Here is an 18,461-nt window from a genome sequence, read left to right as displayed (position 1 = left end):
AGCCGCATCGCCATGGCGAAACAGAACCGCGATTGGACCGAGATCTTGGTCAAGCGTGGGCTGATTGGGCTCGACCAGCTCAAGGAAGCGAAGCAGATGGGGAATACCCCCATCGAGGAAGCCCTCGTCAAGCTGAACTACCTCGAAATCGACGACATCATGAAGGCGAAGGCCGAGCAGCACGGCATGGCCTTCATCGACCTCCGCGAGATCGAGATCCCCGCCTCCGTCATCGAGCTCGTGCCCGAGTCCCTGGCGCGTGAAAACGTCGTGATGCCCCTCGCACAGGAGAGCGGCACCATCCGGGTCATCATGCACGACCCGAATTCGTTCGACACCATCGATAAGCTCAGGTTCGTCTTGAACCGGGAGATCGAGGTCTCGCTTGCCCCCAAGGAAGCGATCGTCGAGGCCATCAACAAATACTACGGCGGCACCTCGAGCGAAACCGAGTCGGTCGACTCCATGCTCCAGGAGTTCACGGACACCGCGATCGACTTCTCGGACGACGGTGGCGACGTTAGGACGGGGAGTGGGACGAATACGCTGGAAGAAGGGGATGCGCCGGTCATCAGGCTGGTGCACCTCATCATCCAGGAGGCCGTGAACATGCGGGCCTCGGACATCCACATCGAGCCGTTCCCGGATCGCGTCCGGATCCGTTACCGGATCGACGGCGTCTGCATGGAGCGCGACTCTCCGCCTCGCCGCCTGCTCGGCTCGATCATCAGCCGGCTCAAAATCATGGGCTCGATGGACATCGCAGAGAAGCGACGTCCCCAGGACGGCCGAATCAAGATCTTCGCCGGCGGCAAGGATATCGACCTGCGTGTCAGCGTGCTGCCAACCGCGCATGGACAGTCGGTCGTCATGCGGATCCTCGACCGCGAGAATATCAAGGTCGGCCTTCGCGACCTCGGCTTCGCCGAGGAAGACTGGAAGCGATTCTCGCAGTACATCAAACGCCCCAACGGCATTCTCCTCGTGACTGGGCCGACGGGATCGGGCAAGACGACGACCCTGTACGCCGCCCTCAATGAGCTGAACCGTCCCGACGTGAAGATCATCACGGCCGAGGATCCGGTCGAGTACTACCTCCCTGGCGTTAACCAATGCGAGGTCCGAGCCAAGATCGGGATGACCTTCGCCCGCATCATCCGCGCGATGTTGCGGCAGAATCCGAACATCCTCCTGGTCGGTGAAATCCGCGATGAAGAGACCGCGAATACCGCCATCCAGGCCAGTCTGACAGGACACTTGGTTTTCAGTACATTGCATACGAACGATGCGCCGAGCGCTGTAACAAGACTGGTCGATATCGGCGTCCAACCGTTCCTCGTGGCCAGCTCGGTCATGGCGATTTTGGCACAGCGTTTGGTGCGAAAGGTATGTCCGAAATGCCGCCAACGCGTCGAGCCGCCGGCCCACATTCTTCAGGGCCTCGGGCTCCGTCCCGAGATTGCCAAGAAGGCCAACTTCATGAAGGGGAAGGGCTGCTCTAACTGCAACAAGACGGGCTACCGCGGCCGAATGGGCATCTACGAACTGCTCGGGATGACGACCCAGATTCGCGAGATGACCTTCAAGGGAGACTCCACCCAGAATATTCGTAGGGTGGCTCGTAAACAGGGGATGCGTACACTCTTTGAAGACGGAATGATCAAGGCCCTCAAGGGTCTGACCACCATCGAAGAGGTGCTCCGCATCACCAAGCAGGATGCTGGCGGCGAATCCAACTGATGAGTTGGAATTCCATCATCAGCGTGGTCTCCATCTCTCCAAGGAGGAGAGTCAACCTCGCTGAATTCCTCCGGGCGATGCTGCCTTCAACGGCTCGGAAACTCGCGTCAAGCCCCCCGAAGTCCGCTCCTGATGCCATCTTCGGGAGGCCTCAAAGCGGGCTCCATCGCTTGATCGCATGGTCGACCGCCGAAATAATGGGTCAGCGGCAAGTGCTCTCGACCTTTGCCGTAAATCAAATGACCCACGTTTCCTTCCGGTAGACACTCGGTTCATAAGACAAAGTCAAGATCCCCGAGACCCTGGACCAGGATGCTGGCAGGGATCGGGGATGGTCGCCATGGAGCTTACGTGGGAGGTTTGATCCGGCAATGGGTACCCTGCTCATCGACAAACTGCTCCAGACGGTCTGCACGCAGAAAGCGAGCGACCTGCACCTGACCGTCGGGAGCCAGCCGATGCTTCGGCTCCACGGCCACATGCGGCCGCTCGCGACGAAGGTGCTGGAGGCGTCCGATACCTCGGCGTTGATGAAGTCCATTACGCCCGAGCGGTGTCAGCAGGAGCTCCAGGAAGTCGGCGGGACCGACTTCGGGTTCGCCTTCGGGGACATGGCCCGGTTCCGCGTCGCCGTCTTCAAGCAGCGCGGCAACATCGGCTTGGTCCTGCGGCGCGTGCCTAACGAATTCCTCACGTTCCAGCAGCTCGGCCTCCCTGCCGCCATTGAAGAGTTGATCACGCGCCCTCGCGGTCTCATCCTCGTCACCGGGCCGACCGGCTCGGGCAAGACGACGAGCCTCGCGAGCATGATCAATTGGATCAATGACAACATGGACCGGCACATCATCACGATCGAGGATCCGATCGAGTACTTCCACAAGCACAAGAAGTCGCTTGTGAATCAGCGCGAGATCGGGATCGACGTGCCGGACTTCCCCGAGGCCATCCGTCGCGCCTTGCGTATGGACCCTGACATCATCCTCGTCGGCGAAATGCGAGACCTTGCCACGATCTCGGCCGCCATTACCGCCGCCGAGACCGGTCACATCGTGTTCGGCACGCTGCACACGAACTCGGCCGAAGGTACGGTGAACCGAATCATCGACGTGTTTCCGAAGGAACAGCAGGACCAGATCCGGACCCAGCTCTCGGTCGCGATCCTCGGGGTCCTCGCTCAGGCCCTCCTCCCGCGCAAGCCGAAGGGCCTGGTCGCCGCCTACGAGATGCTCGTCGTCACGCCGGCCATCTCCAACCTGATCCGTGAAAACAAGACGTACCGCATTGATTCGTCGATCCAGACCGGCCGTAAACACGGCATGATCCTGCTCGACGACAGCCTCTTCAACCTCTGGCGTCAGGGGCTGGTCGAGGAAGAAGAAGTCCTCTACAAGTCTCGCAAGGTCAACGACCTCCGGGAACGCATCGAGAATGCCAAGAAGGGTATCTTCGACGACGAGGAAGAGGGGGACGAGGAAGGTTGATCCCAGGACTCTCGGGGAGGCGAGTCACGTCGCCGAGAGTTTTCCGTATGGTCTTGGGGTAGAGTCTGTTCGGATGATGCCGGCGATCTCGGGACCTCCTGTCCTCCGCCGGCGTCTCATGATCTGCTCCGGTCGGGCCTAGTCGATTCCTGAACCGTCGCCCCCGTCCTGGGTGTTGCGTCGGCCCACTTTGGTTCGTCGCATCATACAACCAGCGTGTTTGCATTTAAGGTCGTGCGGGCCTCCAACGGGAGTTCCGCACCAACCGGAGAGGGTGAGGACCATCCATGGCGGCGCGTAAGCTCGGCCAGATTCTCGTGGATATGGGCTACCTCGACGAGGAAAAGCTCTGGGCGGTCCTTGCGGAACAGAAGCGCTCCAGCAATGAGCTCATTGGCAAGGTTGCGGTCCGGCTCAACTACGTGAAGGAAGAGCAGGTCCTCAAGGCTCTCGCCGAGCAGCTCGGGATGAAGGTCGTCAAGATCGCCGAGACGACGATCCCCTCCGAGCTCACCGAACTGATCAACGAGACGATGGCCACGGCCTTCAAGGTCGTGCCCCTCTCGCAGAACAAGAAAGACAAGAGCGTCACGGTCGTCATGGCCGAGCCGCAGAACCCGTCGACCCTGGACAGCATCCGCTCGTTCCTCGGCGTCGAGGTCAAGGGGGCGATCGCGTCCGAGGCCGACGTGATGGCGGCCATCGAACGACTCTATGCAGGGCATCAGGAGTCGATCGAGGACGTCGTGAAGCAGATCGAGTCCGACAAGGGACTCGCTCAATTTTCGTCGCGCAACGAGAACACGATCGACCTCGAAGCCATCGAAGAAATGGCCGAGGCGGCGCCGGTGCGCAAACTCCTGAACATGGTGCTGTTGCTCTCGATCAAGGACAAGGCCTCGGACATCCACTTCGAGCCGTTCGAGGAAGAGTACAAGATGCGTTATCGCGTGGACGGCGTGCTCTATGAGCTCGTGCCGCCCCCGCGTCACCTGGCTCCCGCCATCGCCAGCCGCATCAAGGTCATGGCAAACCTGGATATCGCCGAGCGCCGCCTGCCGCAGGACGGCCGTATTCAGCTTGCCATCGGCGGCAACCAGATCGATATCCGCGTCTCCACCTTGCCGACCCTCTTCGGCGAGAGCGTCGTCCTCCGAATCCTCGACCGTACCGTCGTGCAGCTCGACCTGAACAAGATCGGCATGCCGCCCGATACGCTCGTCACCTGGCGTGAGCTGATTCGCAAGCCGAACGGCATCATCCTGGTGACCGGGCCGACGTCGTCGGGCAAGACGACGACCTTGTATGCAACGCTCAATGAACTGAACGAGATCACCGAGAAGATCATCACCACCGAGGAGCCCGTCGAGTACGAGATCGACGGCCTCATCCAGGTGCCGATCAACCCGGAAATCGGCGTGACCTTCGCTGCGTGTCTTCGCGCGATCCTGCGTCAGGATCCGGACAAGATCCTCGTGGGAGAGACCCGCGACCTCGAGACGGCCGAAATCGCCATCCAGGCGTCGCTCACCGGGCACGTCGTCTTCACGACGCTGCACACCAACGACGCCCCTTCGGCGATCACCCGGCTCCGCGACATGGGCCTGCCCACCTTCTTGATCACGGCCACGATCGAAGGGGTGCTCGCCCAGCGGCTCGTGCGCAAGATCTGCGTGAATTGCCGCACGGAATTCCAGCCTAGCCAGGAAGTCGCCATGGAGCTCGGCATGACCACTGCCGAGGCCTCCACGAAGAAGTTCTTCTACGGCAAGGGCTGCGAGAAGTGCAACAACACCGGCTATAAAGGCCGCATGGGAGTCTATGAACTTCTGATCATGAATGACATCCTCCGCGACATGGTCGTGGCCGAGACGTCCCTCGACGACTTCCGCGACTCCTGCCGCAAGTTCGGCATGCGGACGCTCCGCGAATCGGGCCTGAAGGCGATCCACGAAGGCCTTACCAGCGTCGAGGAGATCCTTCGCGAGACGATGCTCGACGAGGATTGAGCCAGTCGAAGGGCAGGGCGGGCACAACGCCCGCTGGCCCTTGCATAGATCGGCCCGCGGGGATTCGCCCGGTGGAATTCGGCCACCTCGCGGAATTCCGAGAAAATGCGGCGAGATGTGAAGCGCAACTCACGTGTTGAGAGTCTAATCAACCAGGCGGCACCAGACGCGAGACGAGCCGTACGACGCGGTTGATCCAACGTCGTCGACAAGGGGAGAAGGCAGATGCCAACCTATCAGTACGAGGCGATGGATCATACCGGCCGCGAGGTCAAGGACACGATCAACGCCTCGACCCAGGAAGAGGCGCAGCAACTGATCCGCCAGAAGGGCTTCTTCGTCACCAAGATCTCCGAGCGGTCCGACAAGAAGAAGGCCGCCAAGGGCGGTGGCGCGAAGAAGCCGGGTGGGCGCAAGGGCAAGAAGAAGTCGTTCACGATCGGCAAGATCTCGACCAAGCAGCTCTGCACCTTCACGCGGCAGCTCTCGACGCTCCAGGACGCCGGCCTGCCGATCCTCCGGAGCCTCAAGATTCTCGAAGGCCAGTGCAAGCCGGGCGTGCTCAAGAACGCCCTGGCCGATGTGGTCGAGGACATCGAGAGCGGCCAGACGCTCTCCGAGGCCTTCGCCAAGCACCCCAAGGCCTTCGACCGTCTCTACTGCAACATGATCAAGGCCGGCGAGGCGGGCGGTGCCCTCGAGGCCATCCTCCAGCGCCTCGCCGACTTCAAGGAAAAGTCTCAGTCGCTCAAGCGTCGGATCAAGTCGGCGATGGTCTATCCGATCGTCGTCATCTTCGTCGCCTGCGTGATCGTCGGCTTCATCCTCTACTTCATCATCCCGAAGTTCGAGGCGATCTTCAAAGACTTCGGCGTGCCCCTCCCCGGCATGACGACGTTCCTGATCCACGCCAGCCACTTCGTGATCGATTACTTCTACGTCGTCTTCATGCTCCCGTTCATCTTCTGGATCATCATCAAGCTCCTCTATCGCAACAAGACGGGCGCTTACGTCTGCGATCGGATCCTCCTGATGATCCCTGTCATGGGCGCGATCGTCGAGAAGTCCACCGTCGCGCGAACGACCCGCACCCTCGGCACCCTCGTCCAGTCGGGCGTGCCGATCCTCGAGTCCCTGAACATCGTGCGAGACACCGCCGGCAACGCGGTGTTCGAGCGGGCCTTCACCCGTATTTATGACAGCATTCGTGAAGGCGAGACGATTGCCCAGCCCTTGCGTGAGTCTCGCATCGTCGACGACATCGTCGTCAACATGATCGACGTCGGCGAGGAAACGGGCGAACTCGATACGATGCTCAACAAGATCGCCGACAACTACGACGAAGAAGTGGAAGCCCTCGTCGAGAGCCTCGTGAGCCTCCTGGAACCGATCATGATCGTGACCTTGGGTGGCATCATCGGCTTCATCGTCATTGCCTTGTTCCTCCCGTTGATCACGCTAATCACCAAGCTGTCCGGTTGATCCAACCACCGGACGTCAGTCATTCGGGCGAACCGCTTTGCGACGAAAAAATCCGGAGCAAAGCGGGAATCGCCGGCACGAAACGCAACTTCGCCCGTAACCTCTAGGTGGGCTTTCAGTTGGCTCCTTAAGTAAGTACAGCCTGCCATAATTTTAAGTGAACATGGCTAGCCTGGACGGTGGACGCGAGCCTTGACCTCCACTAAGCGAAACTCGCAATACGCCGTCATTCCGTCGTGCAGCTAACAACCCGGTGACTGCCCAACCGATCGAGCCAACGGCCTCGCTACAGCGACCGTAAAGCTCCGCATGTTCTTCGTCCATACCGTCGGACCATGCAAGCGTCGGATGTCAGTCGAGTCCGCGTCCATCCGTCCGAGGTCGGGGAAAACGTCGTGATCACCTTGCTCCAAACCGTAGGTCGAGATCGAGAAGAGAGGGGTCGTTCATGATTCGGCAATCGCCGCGAGCAAGGGCCGGCATCACGCTCACCGAGATCCTCATCTCGATCCTGATCATGGGCGTGGGCATCATTTCCCTCGCCACGCTCTTCCCCCTCGGCCTCCTGCGCCTCCGCGACGCCGCGCGCCTGTCCCGCTCCAGCTATCTGACCGAGTCCGCGACGGCCGACCTCAATATTCGCAATCTCTTGAATAAACAGTCATTTACGAACCCTTACCTCAGTCCTTGGTATAACAACGGCACAATTGTTTATGATCCGTGGATCCAAGATACGCTCACTTATGGCGTTTTGGCTTCCGGTATGGATTCCGGTGTCATTCGGACCGCCGGTCCTGGCCTGCCTGTCGCTTATGATCCGCTCTGGCGTTTCCAGACGGGGATCTACGCCGATGGGACCATGCCTGAAGCTCGATTTGGCTCGGGCTTTTGGACAACGCCCACCGGGGTAAACGTCTTGAGGCCGGACCCAGACGGCAATGACCCCAGTGCTCACGGGCTGCCGCGAGTCACCAATTTTAACCCCCTGCTCATCAATCCGAACACGGTCCCGGATACGTTCGTCTCCCCCGAAGATATCGTCTGGCAACAGGGAGATACGAGCACTGGATCGAATGATAGCGGACTCAGCCCGGTGATACCTGAGTTGACAACTGTTAACACTATCCCTGTGGCCAACATCGACTGGCGTTACACATGGATGTTCACTGGCCATCAGAGTGATGCGACGGATGGAGCGATCTTCGAGGGGAGCGTCGTCATCTTCGAGAACCGGCCCTTCGCGATCGATAATGGGGTCGTTGCAGGTGAGCCCGTGGTGGAGGCCGTCTTCGGCTATAGCACGAACGTTCGCCGGGTATCCACGACACAAGGCACCCTCGGGTACGGTGCAGCCGCGTCACGGGTCGTACTCCTGCGATGGCCGGCAAGCCTCCCGGATCCTGATATTCGCGTGGGGAATTGGATCGCCGACGTCACCTACGAGCGATCGTCCAACCTCGATGCCTCGCGCAGGATTTTCACGCTCAATACCGACATCCTGACAAGTCCTGCATATCTCTCGGGTATTGGTACGTTTTTCCCTTATCAGCGTTGTTACTGGTATCAGATCGTCAAGCGTACCACGACCGCACCCGCCGAAGCGTTCACCGGGGATACGGAGGCCTACCGATCGATGACGGTCTGGGTTCATACCGATCTCAAGGCCCAAACTTTGCTTAATGCTTCGGCGACACCCATTCAACCCGCGCACATGAATGCCGCCTTGATCTCGCCGAACGTCATCAACGTGTTTCCCAGGACCATCTACACACGCTGAGTCAATCGTGATCGAGCTCGCGATCGTTGCGGGCCGTCCGTTCGAGGGAGTGCTTCGATGTCGTTCCGATCGCCACGACCCCGTTCGCCTCGCCGCGGCGTAACACTCATCGAGATGCTCGTCTCGGTCGCACTCCTCGTATTGATGATGACGATCCTCGTCACCATCTTCAAGGCGGCCACCGGTTCGGTCACGGCGCTCCGTCACTATCAGGAACTCGACGGCAACCTTCGCCATCTGGATTCCATCATCCGCCAGGACTTGAACGGAGTCACGGCTCGACTCACTCCGCCTCTCGACCCGAAGAACAACCTGGGTTACCTCGAATACATCGAGAATCAGTTCGCCGACGTCCAGGGCGAGGACACCGACGACTGCCTCCGTTTCACTGCCAAAGCCCCCGAGGGCCAGCTCTTCACCGGACGGTGCTGGATTGGTTCACCTTACACCGACGCCGGTAATACGATTCCTCGAGCGGCCCAGCCTGTCGTTTTCACGAGCCAGTATGCCGAGATCATCTACTTTCTCCGCAACGGAAACCTATATCGTCGCGTTTTGTTGATTGCCCCGGATAAACAATCTTCAATCGTCAATGCTTCTGGATACACCTTCCCGCCTGACTTCCTCGCCAATACACCTGTCAGTTGGCAGGGCGTCAATGACATTTCGGCGCATCCCACGACTTCGGGTCTTGCTGCCGCTTTGCTTTCGCCGATTCAGTTGAATACTCTCGGTGATCTTACGAATCGCGAAAACCGCTTCGCTTCTCCCAGATTTGGGAATGACTTTAATACACTGACCAATATCACGACCGTCACCTCGGGCGGGGATGGTGTCGCCGATGACCTGAACTTCACGACAGGAGGTACGGCGAATTACACGGGGGATGGTGTGCCCGACTATTACCCAACACTATTTCCAAATGTTTTTAATACAGCGAACCCCAACCCATTGATTTTTGAATCGTCAAACGGTGTGCCTTCGAGATTTACGACCTACGATGCGATGGCGTTTCCCTACATTTTCCCCGGGGCGTATTCGCAGCCGGATCCAACGGCCGGCAGCCTGTCGGGGTTGGGATGGATTCACTCGACGGACCCTACGTTAGTCTCTACGACCAACGCGGCTCTTGATCAGTTGGCGAATGTAACTACACCAGGAGTTGTTAACCACAATCCCCTTCAAGTCGGTGATAATCTTCCCAGGCCGCAGACCAATCAAACTTACTTTGGGTTTCCCACGTGGCGTGAAACCATCTCAGCCGTGTGGAGTGATCCCGGATATCCCGTTGCAAGTAACGTTACTAATGGTGGAGGATCACCATTACAGCCGAACGGACTTCGTCCTTTTAGTCCGACATTAACACCGTCTCAGGCTTATGCCGCCGATAATACGAAAGTCTTCCTGCCTCCCATGACGACGAGCGTTCGAGGCACTGAGCAACCCTTCAACGACGGTTTTGGTACGACGAACCTGGTGGGCGCCGCCTGGCCTTATACCTGGGAAGACGATTTGGTGATGGTCGGCGTACGCAGCTTCGACGTGAAAGCCTACGACAACTCCTTCCCAGGATATGTGGACCTGGGTTGGGGTGATGACGTGAGGCTTTATCAACCTTATGGCTACCCTCCCTACACATTGCCATCGGGATATGTTATCCCGATGGCATCCGGGCCATTTCACAATAGTACACCCGCCTTTTTCATGTGGCCTCCCGCGCCGGGCGTATCGACGTATAACACTATCAGTCAAACATTGGCGCATGAGGGCCGGATGCCCCCATTAGTCGCTGACTTGCGGATGGATCCTAATTTCTTCACGACGTTCGCCGGATACACAACTTATACCGGAAATGTCGGTGACGATACGACCGATGTGATACGTCTGCGTCGAGTCTGGGATACTTGGTCAACCGCATATACCAATGCTCCTGCGACGGGATTCGATCCTAACTCGAAGTTGCCCGTAGGCACGCCATTCTCACCGCCCGTATACCCATCGTATCCTCCGCCCTATCCGGCGCCGTTGCGAGGGTTGCAGATCCAGATTCGTGTCGTGGATCCGAGGAATGAACAGGTCAAGACCCTGACCATTCGTCAGGACTTCACCGAAAGACAATGATCTGAGGCTCGAGGAGCTGATTCGCCTCGAGCTTGGTTGCACGAGTTGCGATGCAACCATCGGCTGGATTTACAATCGAGGTCGTCGAAGTAAGAGTCTCAAGGACTCTTGTTCCCGAACATTTGAACTTGCTTCGATATTGATGGCTGCGGTTTGCGACCCAGTCGCGTGGCCGTCCTGAGTCGAACGGGTGTCTCTGCCGAAGAACTGTGAGGTTCGGTCATGTTCGCCAACTACGCACAATCAAAGTCGCGTCGCCGGGGCGTGGTCCTCGTGCTGATCCTGGGCATGCTGGGACTTTTGGCGCTGATCGGCGTGACCTTCGCAACCTTCAGTGGCCAGGCGAAGGTCAATGCCCGGAACTTCTCGCAGGCGCAGAACATACCCGACACGCAGGAGCTCATGGACTTCGCATTGTCGCAATTGATCGACGACACGGGGAACCCGCAGTCGGCGATCCGAGGTCACAGCCTCAAACGCGACATGTACGGCAACGACGCCCTTCACAACGGCTCGCTCGTAGCGAAGCCGAGTGACGCTTCTTCGATGAACGTCACAGGGGTCAGCATCGTAACCGCGCCCACGACGATCAATGGCGTCAGTGTCACAGGCCTCTATAAGGTCGTGACCGACATCTTGATTGCAGACTCCGCCTTCTATGGTTACGACTTTACGCGATGGACCTTGCGGTTCGGCCCTAATATCGCACCGGATCCTGTGGCGGGAACCAACCCTAATTACTATGTAGGTACCAACTACGAAATTCTCGTTGATGACGTCAACGATGCCTCGAATCACCGTGTCTTCTACGTACGAAACGAAGAAGTCACTGGTACGAATTCGAATCTCACCTCCATTACAGGTTACGTTAGCCCGGAGGTTCCTACCACCGTCAATCGAAGCTCACTCTTCTCACTCGATTTGTTCATCAGCGGAACAACCTTCTCGACAGCGTTTACACTTGATGGTCGCTTCCTCCACGCGTTCAATGGGCCAGGCGTTGAAGGTTTGAGTCCTGCTTTATCGACGCATCTCGGATTGTCCCAAAATTTGCTTGGACTTTCGCAATACGCTGATTTCCGTGTGAATGCGAATATTCTCAATGGCAATGCTTATGATGGAACGGATACCTCTGCTGTTTACGGCAATCCGAACACGCAGGTCCCGGGCATGGATGAAGACTATGACGCTTGCGACCTCGAAAATTGGTTCCTGGCCCTTCAAAGCGCCGATGGCCAGGTCGTCATCCCTTCGTTCCACCGCCCTGGTATTTTGACCGCGGCCGACTGGACCAATAACAGTGTCTTTTCACAGGCTAAATTTCTGCGTCCACGTGCTGCTGACGGCCACGATACCACCACGTTCCCTAACCTTCTCCCGGATGCCACGACCGGTAAGGTTAGCTTTGACGTCGATAACGATGCAGATGGCGTGACCGATTCCGTTTGGTTAGACCTTGGTTTTCCTGCTCGTCGCAACACCGAGGGGCAATTGTTCAAGCCTCTCTATTCGTTCCTTGTTATTGGCCTGAACGGAAAGATTCCTCTCAATACTGCTGGGAATCTCCAGCTTCGGAATCAAGCTGGCTCGCCTCTTTGGCAGCATGCCTCACACCTCGGATATTCTCCGAGTGAAATCGATCCGTCGTACGCCCTTCAAAATTATTACGACCATGGTACACCGCGTAATGCCTCAAATTTGGCGCTAGGAAGCGTGAACTACTGGCAAGCTGATAATGCAGGCATCAGCACTGCAGGTGATAATCCGATTCCTGTAAATGTGACTCAACTCCGCAACCTCCTTGCCGGCACTCATCCGCAAGTAACCAGTGGAACGAGTGTCTCGAACAACGATCTTAACTCGGTGAACATCGCCGGGCAGCCGGTCTATCTGCCGAATAACGTCACCGATTTTGTCGATTCCCCATCAAACGGAGGTGGACCTGGTGGACCTGGCGTGTCATCCGCGACACCTCCCGTTGCAGGACGGTGGGGTGAACCGACTTCAATTCCCAGTATTCTTCCCCCCCCCTTAACAGGCGCAACATACTATGTCTATTCAAACGCCGTGCGGGCTGGATCATCCGGCATTGGTAATTATGGTGACAGCCGTGATGACAACTTTAATGGCTTTGATCCTTTTGGAAGTACGGCTGCAGGCACTTTTAATGGAGAGACTGTCAACTTCTACGATGCGAGTGGATCGATCGCCCTCGCTGTGGAGCGGATGCGGCGATTCGTCACGCCTATGGATCTCTCTGGAACGGGATTAATCACCACTTACAATCGGCATTTGAGTGTCGCTGGTCCAGACCGCTGGGGTAGGGTTAGCTATCTCCAATACCATCGTCCGGAAGGCGTACCTCTTGCTACGGCGAATTATCCTTCCGCGGGCCTTGTTAACACTCCTGTCATACCCGACAAGACCAATAATCCGTACCACGGGTATGAGAGTTATCGAGTAATGACGAATACGGCGGGTGGTGTGAAAACGCCAAACTGGTTGCTCTCTTCGATGCCTTTCGATACGACGGCTGCGTCGTCTCTCCCTACAACGACCCCAACGTTTGATGTGGCTCTCAATTCAAACCTTGGTACCCTGGCGCTTGATGAAGCCGATGAGATGAACCTCTATCAGGCTTCGAACAAAGATCACCCTTATTCCTTCAGTGACCTCGAATGGCTCTATCGACTCCAGGACACGGATGGCGGCCATTTGCAGAGTAGACTTTCCTCTTTGGCACCTATCAGCTTTTTGAACCCCGGAGATGGTCATCGTCGAAGGCGAATGTTCAGCATCGACAGTTGGGATCCAACCAATTTCGTCTGGGCTAATGACAACCCTTACAATCTTTTCCCCAATAATAGTCGATTCAAGCCCAACGATAGCGCCAATGCTGTTGTTGCTAGTTCATATGCTAATGCAAATCCCACGAGTACTTATCCCCAAACCTTGAATCCCGCAATCTCCCCGATTTTTGGCATTCCTCCGATCGCGCTTAGAGACCGCAGGATTAACCTAAACTTTCCTTTGCCCGTAAGTAATGATCCACAAGAAGCTGTACGCCAGAAGTGGATCCGCGAGACCTACGAACTTTTGAAGTATGTGCTGCCACCAAATGCGATCGATACGCCCCAGGAATTGGCTCAATTGAGTCAGTTTGTTGTCAACATCATTGATTTCCGAGATCCAGACGCCACCTGCACGAAGTTTGTAAACACTGACCTGCAATTGACTGACCCTATCGCTCCTAGTACTCAATCAACGGTGGCATTTCGCACAACACCTCTTGCAAGACGAACTTCGTCCCCGGGAACAATTTTCTCTCCATTCTCGCCTTTCTGGTCGGTTCAGAATTCCAATTATCTTGTGCAATATGGCATGGAACATAATCCCATTGCCATTAACGAGGTACTTGCATTTCAGCATATAGTTCGAGGCGGGACTGGAACGCCTCCACAGACAACGAATGGTCGCATGTTTGTGGAGTTGGTCAATACTTTGACCCAAGATGGAAATCCTGCATTAGGCGCGGGAACGATCCTTCCTGGTTCTTCAAGTGATCTAGATCTTAGTGGCTGGGATTTTGTCATTACTAATGATGACTATCTGGGTCGACCAGATCCTATTACAGGGCAACTCCCGTTTCAGACTACAGGCAACATCGTAGCAGTAGCTGCTAGCGGTGATCCGGTGATCACCAATACAACGGTTCCCACTGGTTCTTATCAACAGTTGATGACCCCTATCTTGGCTTTGCAGGGGCCGACTACAACCAGCACGGGACCACCGGCTCCTCCGGCCGGTCCTGATCAGCGATTGGTGGGCACTGTTACCCCTACACCTTATTATTATGTGTTGGGTGCCAATCCAATCCCAACTCAGGTTAATGGCAATATTGATAATCTGACTACCTGGGCAGCTAAGCCGACAGCTAATAGTACAAATCAAATCAATGTCAATCAGAATGTCGATTTTATTGCCAATACTATTCTCTCCAAGATCAAGGGAAATCCTCCTGCGACGGAGAATGGTTACTACTGGTTGCATCTTCGACGGCCCGTTAACCCTTTTGATCCGACGTATGATACAGGGAATCCCTGGGAGAAAAGGATTGTTGTTGATAGTTTCCGTTTCATTCTCAATGCATCAAAAGGGATCGCTGTCGTTGATTCTTCAGGAAATGAATCTGTAAGCAGACCAACGAACGAATACTTGTATTCTCTTCAACGGTTACAGCCATACCGGGGAGGCCATGCCGTACCGCCGCTTTCCGTCACGGCTCCCACGACAGGCTACGTGATGTCTGCATATGGCTACAGCGAGCAAACCGAAGTGATCCCAACGGTTCCGACTGGATCCAGTATCTATTACGGTCAATACGTTCTTATGAATGGTGGAACCGCTACTCCTACTCAGATTACGGGTCCTATCAGACACTCTCTCGGTTTGGCCAATTCTCGAATTGATTCTAATTGGGATTTGTTCCCCTTCCATGATCGCGATTTCGCAAGTGTCGCGGAACTCCTGCTTGTGCCCGGATGTCCACCGGGGCTTTTCACGAAGCAATTTGTTGAGGTCGCTCCTCCCTGGGCTTCTTTTCCGGCCACGGCTAATCCCCCGCGTAATACTCCGCCGGGTTCTGATATTGATCCAACGAGCACGGGTGGCGCTTCCGGAGGTCTACCATTTACACCTCCAGCCTTTTCGGCAACCACTAGTCCCAATCCCACACTGCCGATTCAGTTCGTAAATCCTGGCACTCTCACTGGAGACCAATCCGCAAATCCAAGAACTTATCCTTACCTCGTTGACAACTTTTTTTATACGGCTCAATCCGAGAATAGTATTTGGTTGAGCCCGGCAGGAGGAGCCGCTCCTACCTATCCCGCCGCTTCCAATCCCATCACCGGTAATCCGCCTCGGTATGTCGGAGGCCCAGGAGGTGCAGGTTGGTATAGAATGCTTGAGTTCTTCGAGGTTCCTAGCCCAGCGCTCGGTGCGATTGGTGAAGTTGCCCAGGGCACTAGTTATGATTGGGCTCGCCAGGATATGAAGCCTGGTCTTCTCAATTTGAATCTCATCATCGATGAAGAGGTTTTCTTCTCTCTGATGAGTGAAACCTGGCTGAAGGCGTTCAACAATAGGCCTAGTTATAATGATCCAATGACTGGGAATCCTGTCATCCAAACAATTAATTATTTCGATGGTCTTGGTGATACTCGCCTCAATGTTGAGCAGATTGCAGATGCCGCTACTCCCAGGATCGTCACGCAGATCGACGCCACCGGAAAACCTAGCGCATTCTATTCGATGAGCAATGTTGGCTACTTTGCGATTGATCCATTCCAATTGCCGACTGCCGATCCGCCAACAACAAATCCTGTTTATGACAATCGGATGAAGTCGGCTTTCAGCGACTTCCTTAAGCTGAGGCATGGAGGCTCGGGTTTTGCATATGCCCATGGATATGGTTTAGTTGGGCAATCACCTTTTGGTGGAGTGGGAACTGGACCTCCAGCAATGGAAAGACCGTATCACTCATTGTCTTATCCAGATATTAATTTCACAATCATGCGACCTGCAGTTCTTCCTCCTTCTGTGCTTTCCACGCCGGTGGCGAGTTTCCCTACCACGTTCCCCACGTTTCCTCCCACAGCAGGCAGTTTTGTCTTCGATACAGGGTTGAAGAATCCTGTCTACTTCACGAGCAACAATCCTGTTCAACCTCCTCCAATTCCTCCGCGTCGGCAGATGCAAATTCCCGACGTGACTCCGGGGACCGGTGCATGGAACGCAAGTATCCTTGCCGATTCGCGAATTAATACACCAACGACGGATGGGGCGGGGATACTCAATAACCCGGCGATGGATTTGACTTCAAAAGGTATTCGAACTTCTGTTGCTACAGGTGCTGGCTCACCTACGGTCACGCCATTTTCCTTTTATCTTGGCAGTGGACCACTGCTCGCCAACGCTCCGCAAACTCCCGTGGCCGAGGTGTCAAATTATCCTGGTTCCGCGGTATCTACCGGAGCTACGGCACGTGACAGACGGCTACACCCGTTGTTCCGGACGGAATGGCTGCAGAAGGTCACGAACCTGACGACTGTCCGTACCCACCAGTACGCTGTTTGGATTACGGTCGGGTTCTTTGAAGTGCTGAATGAAGGCGATCCGCTTCTGGGGTCTACCTCGGCGATGCTGGCTACGGACAAACTTGGTCCTGAGATCGGGCTCGCCCAGGGGGAGAATATCCGGTACCGCTCGTTCTTCGTGATCGATCGAACGAAGGCTTATGGGTTCAGCCCGCAGCTTCCGACGAACTTCCGTGACTGCATCGTCTATCGCCAAACGATCGAATGATCGGAAGCTTCCGGCAAGCTTTGCCCGGATGTTCGCCGGTCATGAGGTGTACCGGCGGCTCTCGGGCCCAGGATGTGGCGTGGCGGTCTCGCGAAGGAATTCCCTTGTGCTTGGGATCGCCCTGCGGATAAAATTTGGAGTGTTTCCCGTCGTTTCCCCGTCAAAGAATGAGGACCCTTCCATGATTCGCCGAAGTCGTCCCAAAGGTTTCACGCTGATCGAGCTGCTGGTGGTGATCAGCATCATCGGCATCCTCGTCGGCCTGCTGCTCCCCGCCGTCAACGCCGCCCGCGAAGCCGGTCGCCGCACCCAGTGCCAGAACAACATGAGGCAGATCGGTCTCGGCCTCATGGGGTTCTCGAACGCCAAGAACACCTTCCCCGCCGCCGGTGAGTTCGCTGAATTGGGCACCGCGGTGCCTACTGACCCGACAACTTCAATTTTGGCTACTGCAGCCACTGCGACGCCTCTTGCTACGAATGCGCCTAACTGGGGTTATAGCTGGGTTGTCGATATCCTGCCGTATATTGATAGCCAGGAAATCTTCAACGCCTGGAATAAGCAGCAGAATTATTACTCCACAACTTCTACGGGGGCTACCGGCTCGCCCACGAATTTCCAGCTCGCGAGCACTGCCATCGGAATTTTGCGTTGCCCGGACGACAACACTGCTCAGACTGGTCAAGGAAATCTGAGCTATGTCGTCAACGGGGGGTTCGTTCGCTTCCCTGCCCATCCCGTTTCATGGGTTGGTGCTCAAGTTGATGGTACGTCTGGTGACGGGTCGGCCATGGATTGGGTTGGCGTTTCCGGTTCCTCGTGGCAGGCTCAGCAGGGTGTCGGCTCGAAGTTGGGTGTGATGTTCCTGAACACCACAACCGGAAATCTTCCCTGGGACATTCACACTGCTCCGAGCAGCATAACCGATGGTGCTAGCTCCACCTTGCTTGTTGGCGAGAACACTCTCGTCGGTTACTCGGTGGGCACTCAGTACTCGAGCAACATCGTCACGAACTGGGCTTGCCCCCTCCCGAATTTCTGCATGTTCTTTGCTTCGGACAATGTTTGTCCGACTAACAAGTGTGCCAGTGATTTGGCAGTGACAATGTCTACGGGAACGCCCTCTGTTCCTATTGATAACCCAAACTGGGGTTTCGCCAATGCCAAGACAACTGGTAACTATGAATTCATCGGTTTTGGTCAGAACCTGACCATCGAAGGTTCGTTCCCCTATGCTAACAGTGGCCACCCGGGTGGTAGCAACTACGTCTTCTGCGACGGTGCTGTCCGTTACATTACGAACACGATCGATGGGACAGTCTACGCGAAGATCATCACCCCGGCAGGAAGCAAGCTTGGTCCTTACAAGCAGTTCCCGGTGAGCCAGGATGCTTTCGCCAACTAATTAGCGATCGGCGATTTCTCAGCGGGAAGTGTCTGCACGAAACGATTGGGATTCGACTTCGCCCGCTGCACCACGAGTCA

At 56.1% G+C, this 18,461-nt stretch carries 8 protein-coding genes; all 8 read left to right on the top strand.

The genetic code is table 11. From position 1 onward, the window contains the following. Positions 1–12 precede the first annotated feature (12 nt). The 8 genes from ACOYYX_RS18095 (at position 13) to ACOYYX_RS18060 (ending at position 18,381) form a co-directional block, all read left to right on the top strand. On the top strand, positions 13–1,740 hold the full coding sequence (locus ACOYYX_RS18095) for a GspE/PulE family protein (RefSeq protein WP_422931313.1): 1,728 nt from the start codon (positions 13–15) through the stop codon (positions 1,738–1,740). A 371-nt stretch (positions 1,741–2,111) separates the two neighbouring features. Next, positions 2,112–3,221: a type IV pilus twitching motility protein PilT gene (locus tag ACOYYX_RS18090; protein ID WP_422931312.1), complete on the top strand. Its 1,110-nt coding sequence runs from the start codon at positions 2,112–2,114 to the stop codon at positions 3,219–3,221. A 287-nt stretch (positions 3,222–3,508) separates the two neighbouring features. Further along, entirely contained in the window at positions 3,509–5,230 is a 1,722-nt protein-coding gene (locus tag ACOYYX_RS18085) for a GspE/PulE family protein (protein ID WP_422931311.1), read from the top strand. Positions 5,231–5,455: 225 nt separating this feature from the next. Further along, a complete protein-coding gene (locus ACOYYX_RS18080) occupies positions 5,456–6,712 on the top strand; it encodes a type II secretion system F family protein (RefSeq protein WP_422931310.1) in 1,257 nt (418 codons plus the stop codon). A gap of 448 nt (positions 6,713–7,160) precedes the next feature. After that, complete coding sequence (locus ACOYYX_RS18075; RefSeq protein ID WP_422931309.1) at positions 7,161–8,489, top strand: type IV pilus modification PilV family protein; 1,329 nt, start codon at positions 7,161–7,163, stop codon at positions 8,487–8,489. Positions 8,490–8,546: 57 nt separating this feature from the next. Further along, entirely contained in the window at positions 8,547–10,610 is a 2,064-nt protein-coding gene (locus ACOYYX_RS18070) for a PulJ/GspJ family protein (protein WP_422931308.1), read from the top strand. 222 nt (positions 10,611–10,832) lie between these two features. Then, positions 10,833–16,976 carry a hypothetical protein gene (locus ACOYYX_RS18065; protein ID WP_422931307.1) on the top strand — a complete coding sequence of 2,048 codons (6,144 nt, stop codon included), beginning with the start codon at positions 10,833–10,835 and terminating at the stop codon, positions 16,974–16,976. A gap of 181 nt (positions 16,977–17,157) precedes the next feature. Beyond that, on the top strand, positions 17,158–18,381 hold the full coding sequence (locus tag ACOYYX_RS18060; RefSeq protein WP_422931306.1) for a DUF1559 domain-containing protein: 1,224 nt from the start codon (positions 17,158–17,160) through the stop codon (positions 18,379–18,381). Positions 18,382–18,461 lie beyond the last annotated feature (80 nt).

Source organism: Singulisphaera chitinilytica (assembly GCF_049331405.1).
Classification (GTDB): domain Bacteria; phylum Planctomycetota; class Planctomycetia; order Isosphaerales; family Isosphaeraceae; genus PoT.
The sequence above is the reverse complement of the archived record's forward strand: the minus strand, read 5'-3'. Positions and strand labels throughout refer to the sequence as shown.

Coding starts and splice junctions, on each gene's coding strand:
- ACOYYX_RS18065 (WP_422931307.1), top strand. CDS start 10,833: ATGTTCGCCAACTACGCACAATCAAAGTCGCGTCGCCGGGGCGTGGTC.
- ACOYYX_RS18070 (WP_422931308.1), top strand. CDS start 8,547: ATGTCGTTCCGATCGCCACGACCCCGTTCGCCTCGCCGCGGCGTAACA.
- ACOYYX_RS18075 (WP_422931309.1), top strand. CDS start 7,161: ATGATTCGGCAATCGCCGCGAGCAAGGGCCGGCATCACGCTCACCGAG.
- ACOYYX_RS18080 (WP_422931310.1), top strand. CDS start 5,456: ATGCCAACCTATCAGTACGAGGCGATGGATCATACCGGCCGCGAGGTC.
- ACOYYX_RS18095 (WP_422931313.1), top strand. CDS start 13: ATGGCGAAACAGAACCGCGATTGGACCGAGATCTTGGTCAAGCGTGGG.
- ACOYYX_RS18060 (WP_422931306.1), top strand. CDS start 17,158: ATGATTCGCCGAAGTCGTCCCAAAGGTTTCACGCTGATCGAGCTGCTG.
- ACOYYX_RS18090 (WP_422931312.1), top strand. CDS start 2,112: ATGGGTACCCTGCTCATCGACAAACTGCTCCAGACGGTCTGCACGCAG.
- ACOYYX_RS18085 (WP_422931311.1), top strand. CDS start 3,509: ATGGCGGCGCGTAAGCTCGGCCAGATTCTCGTGGATATGGGCTACCTC.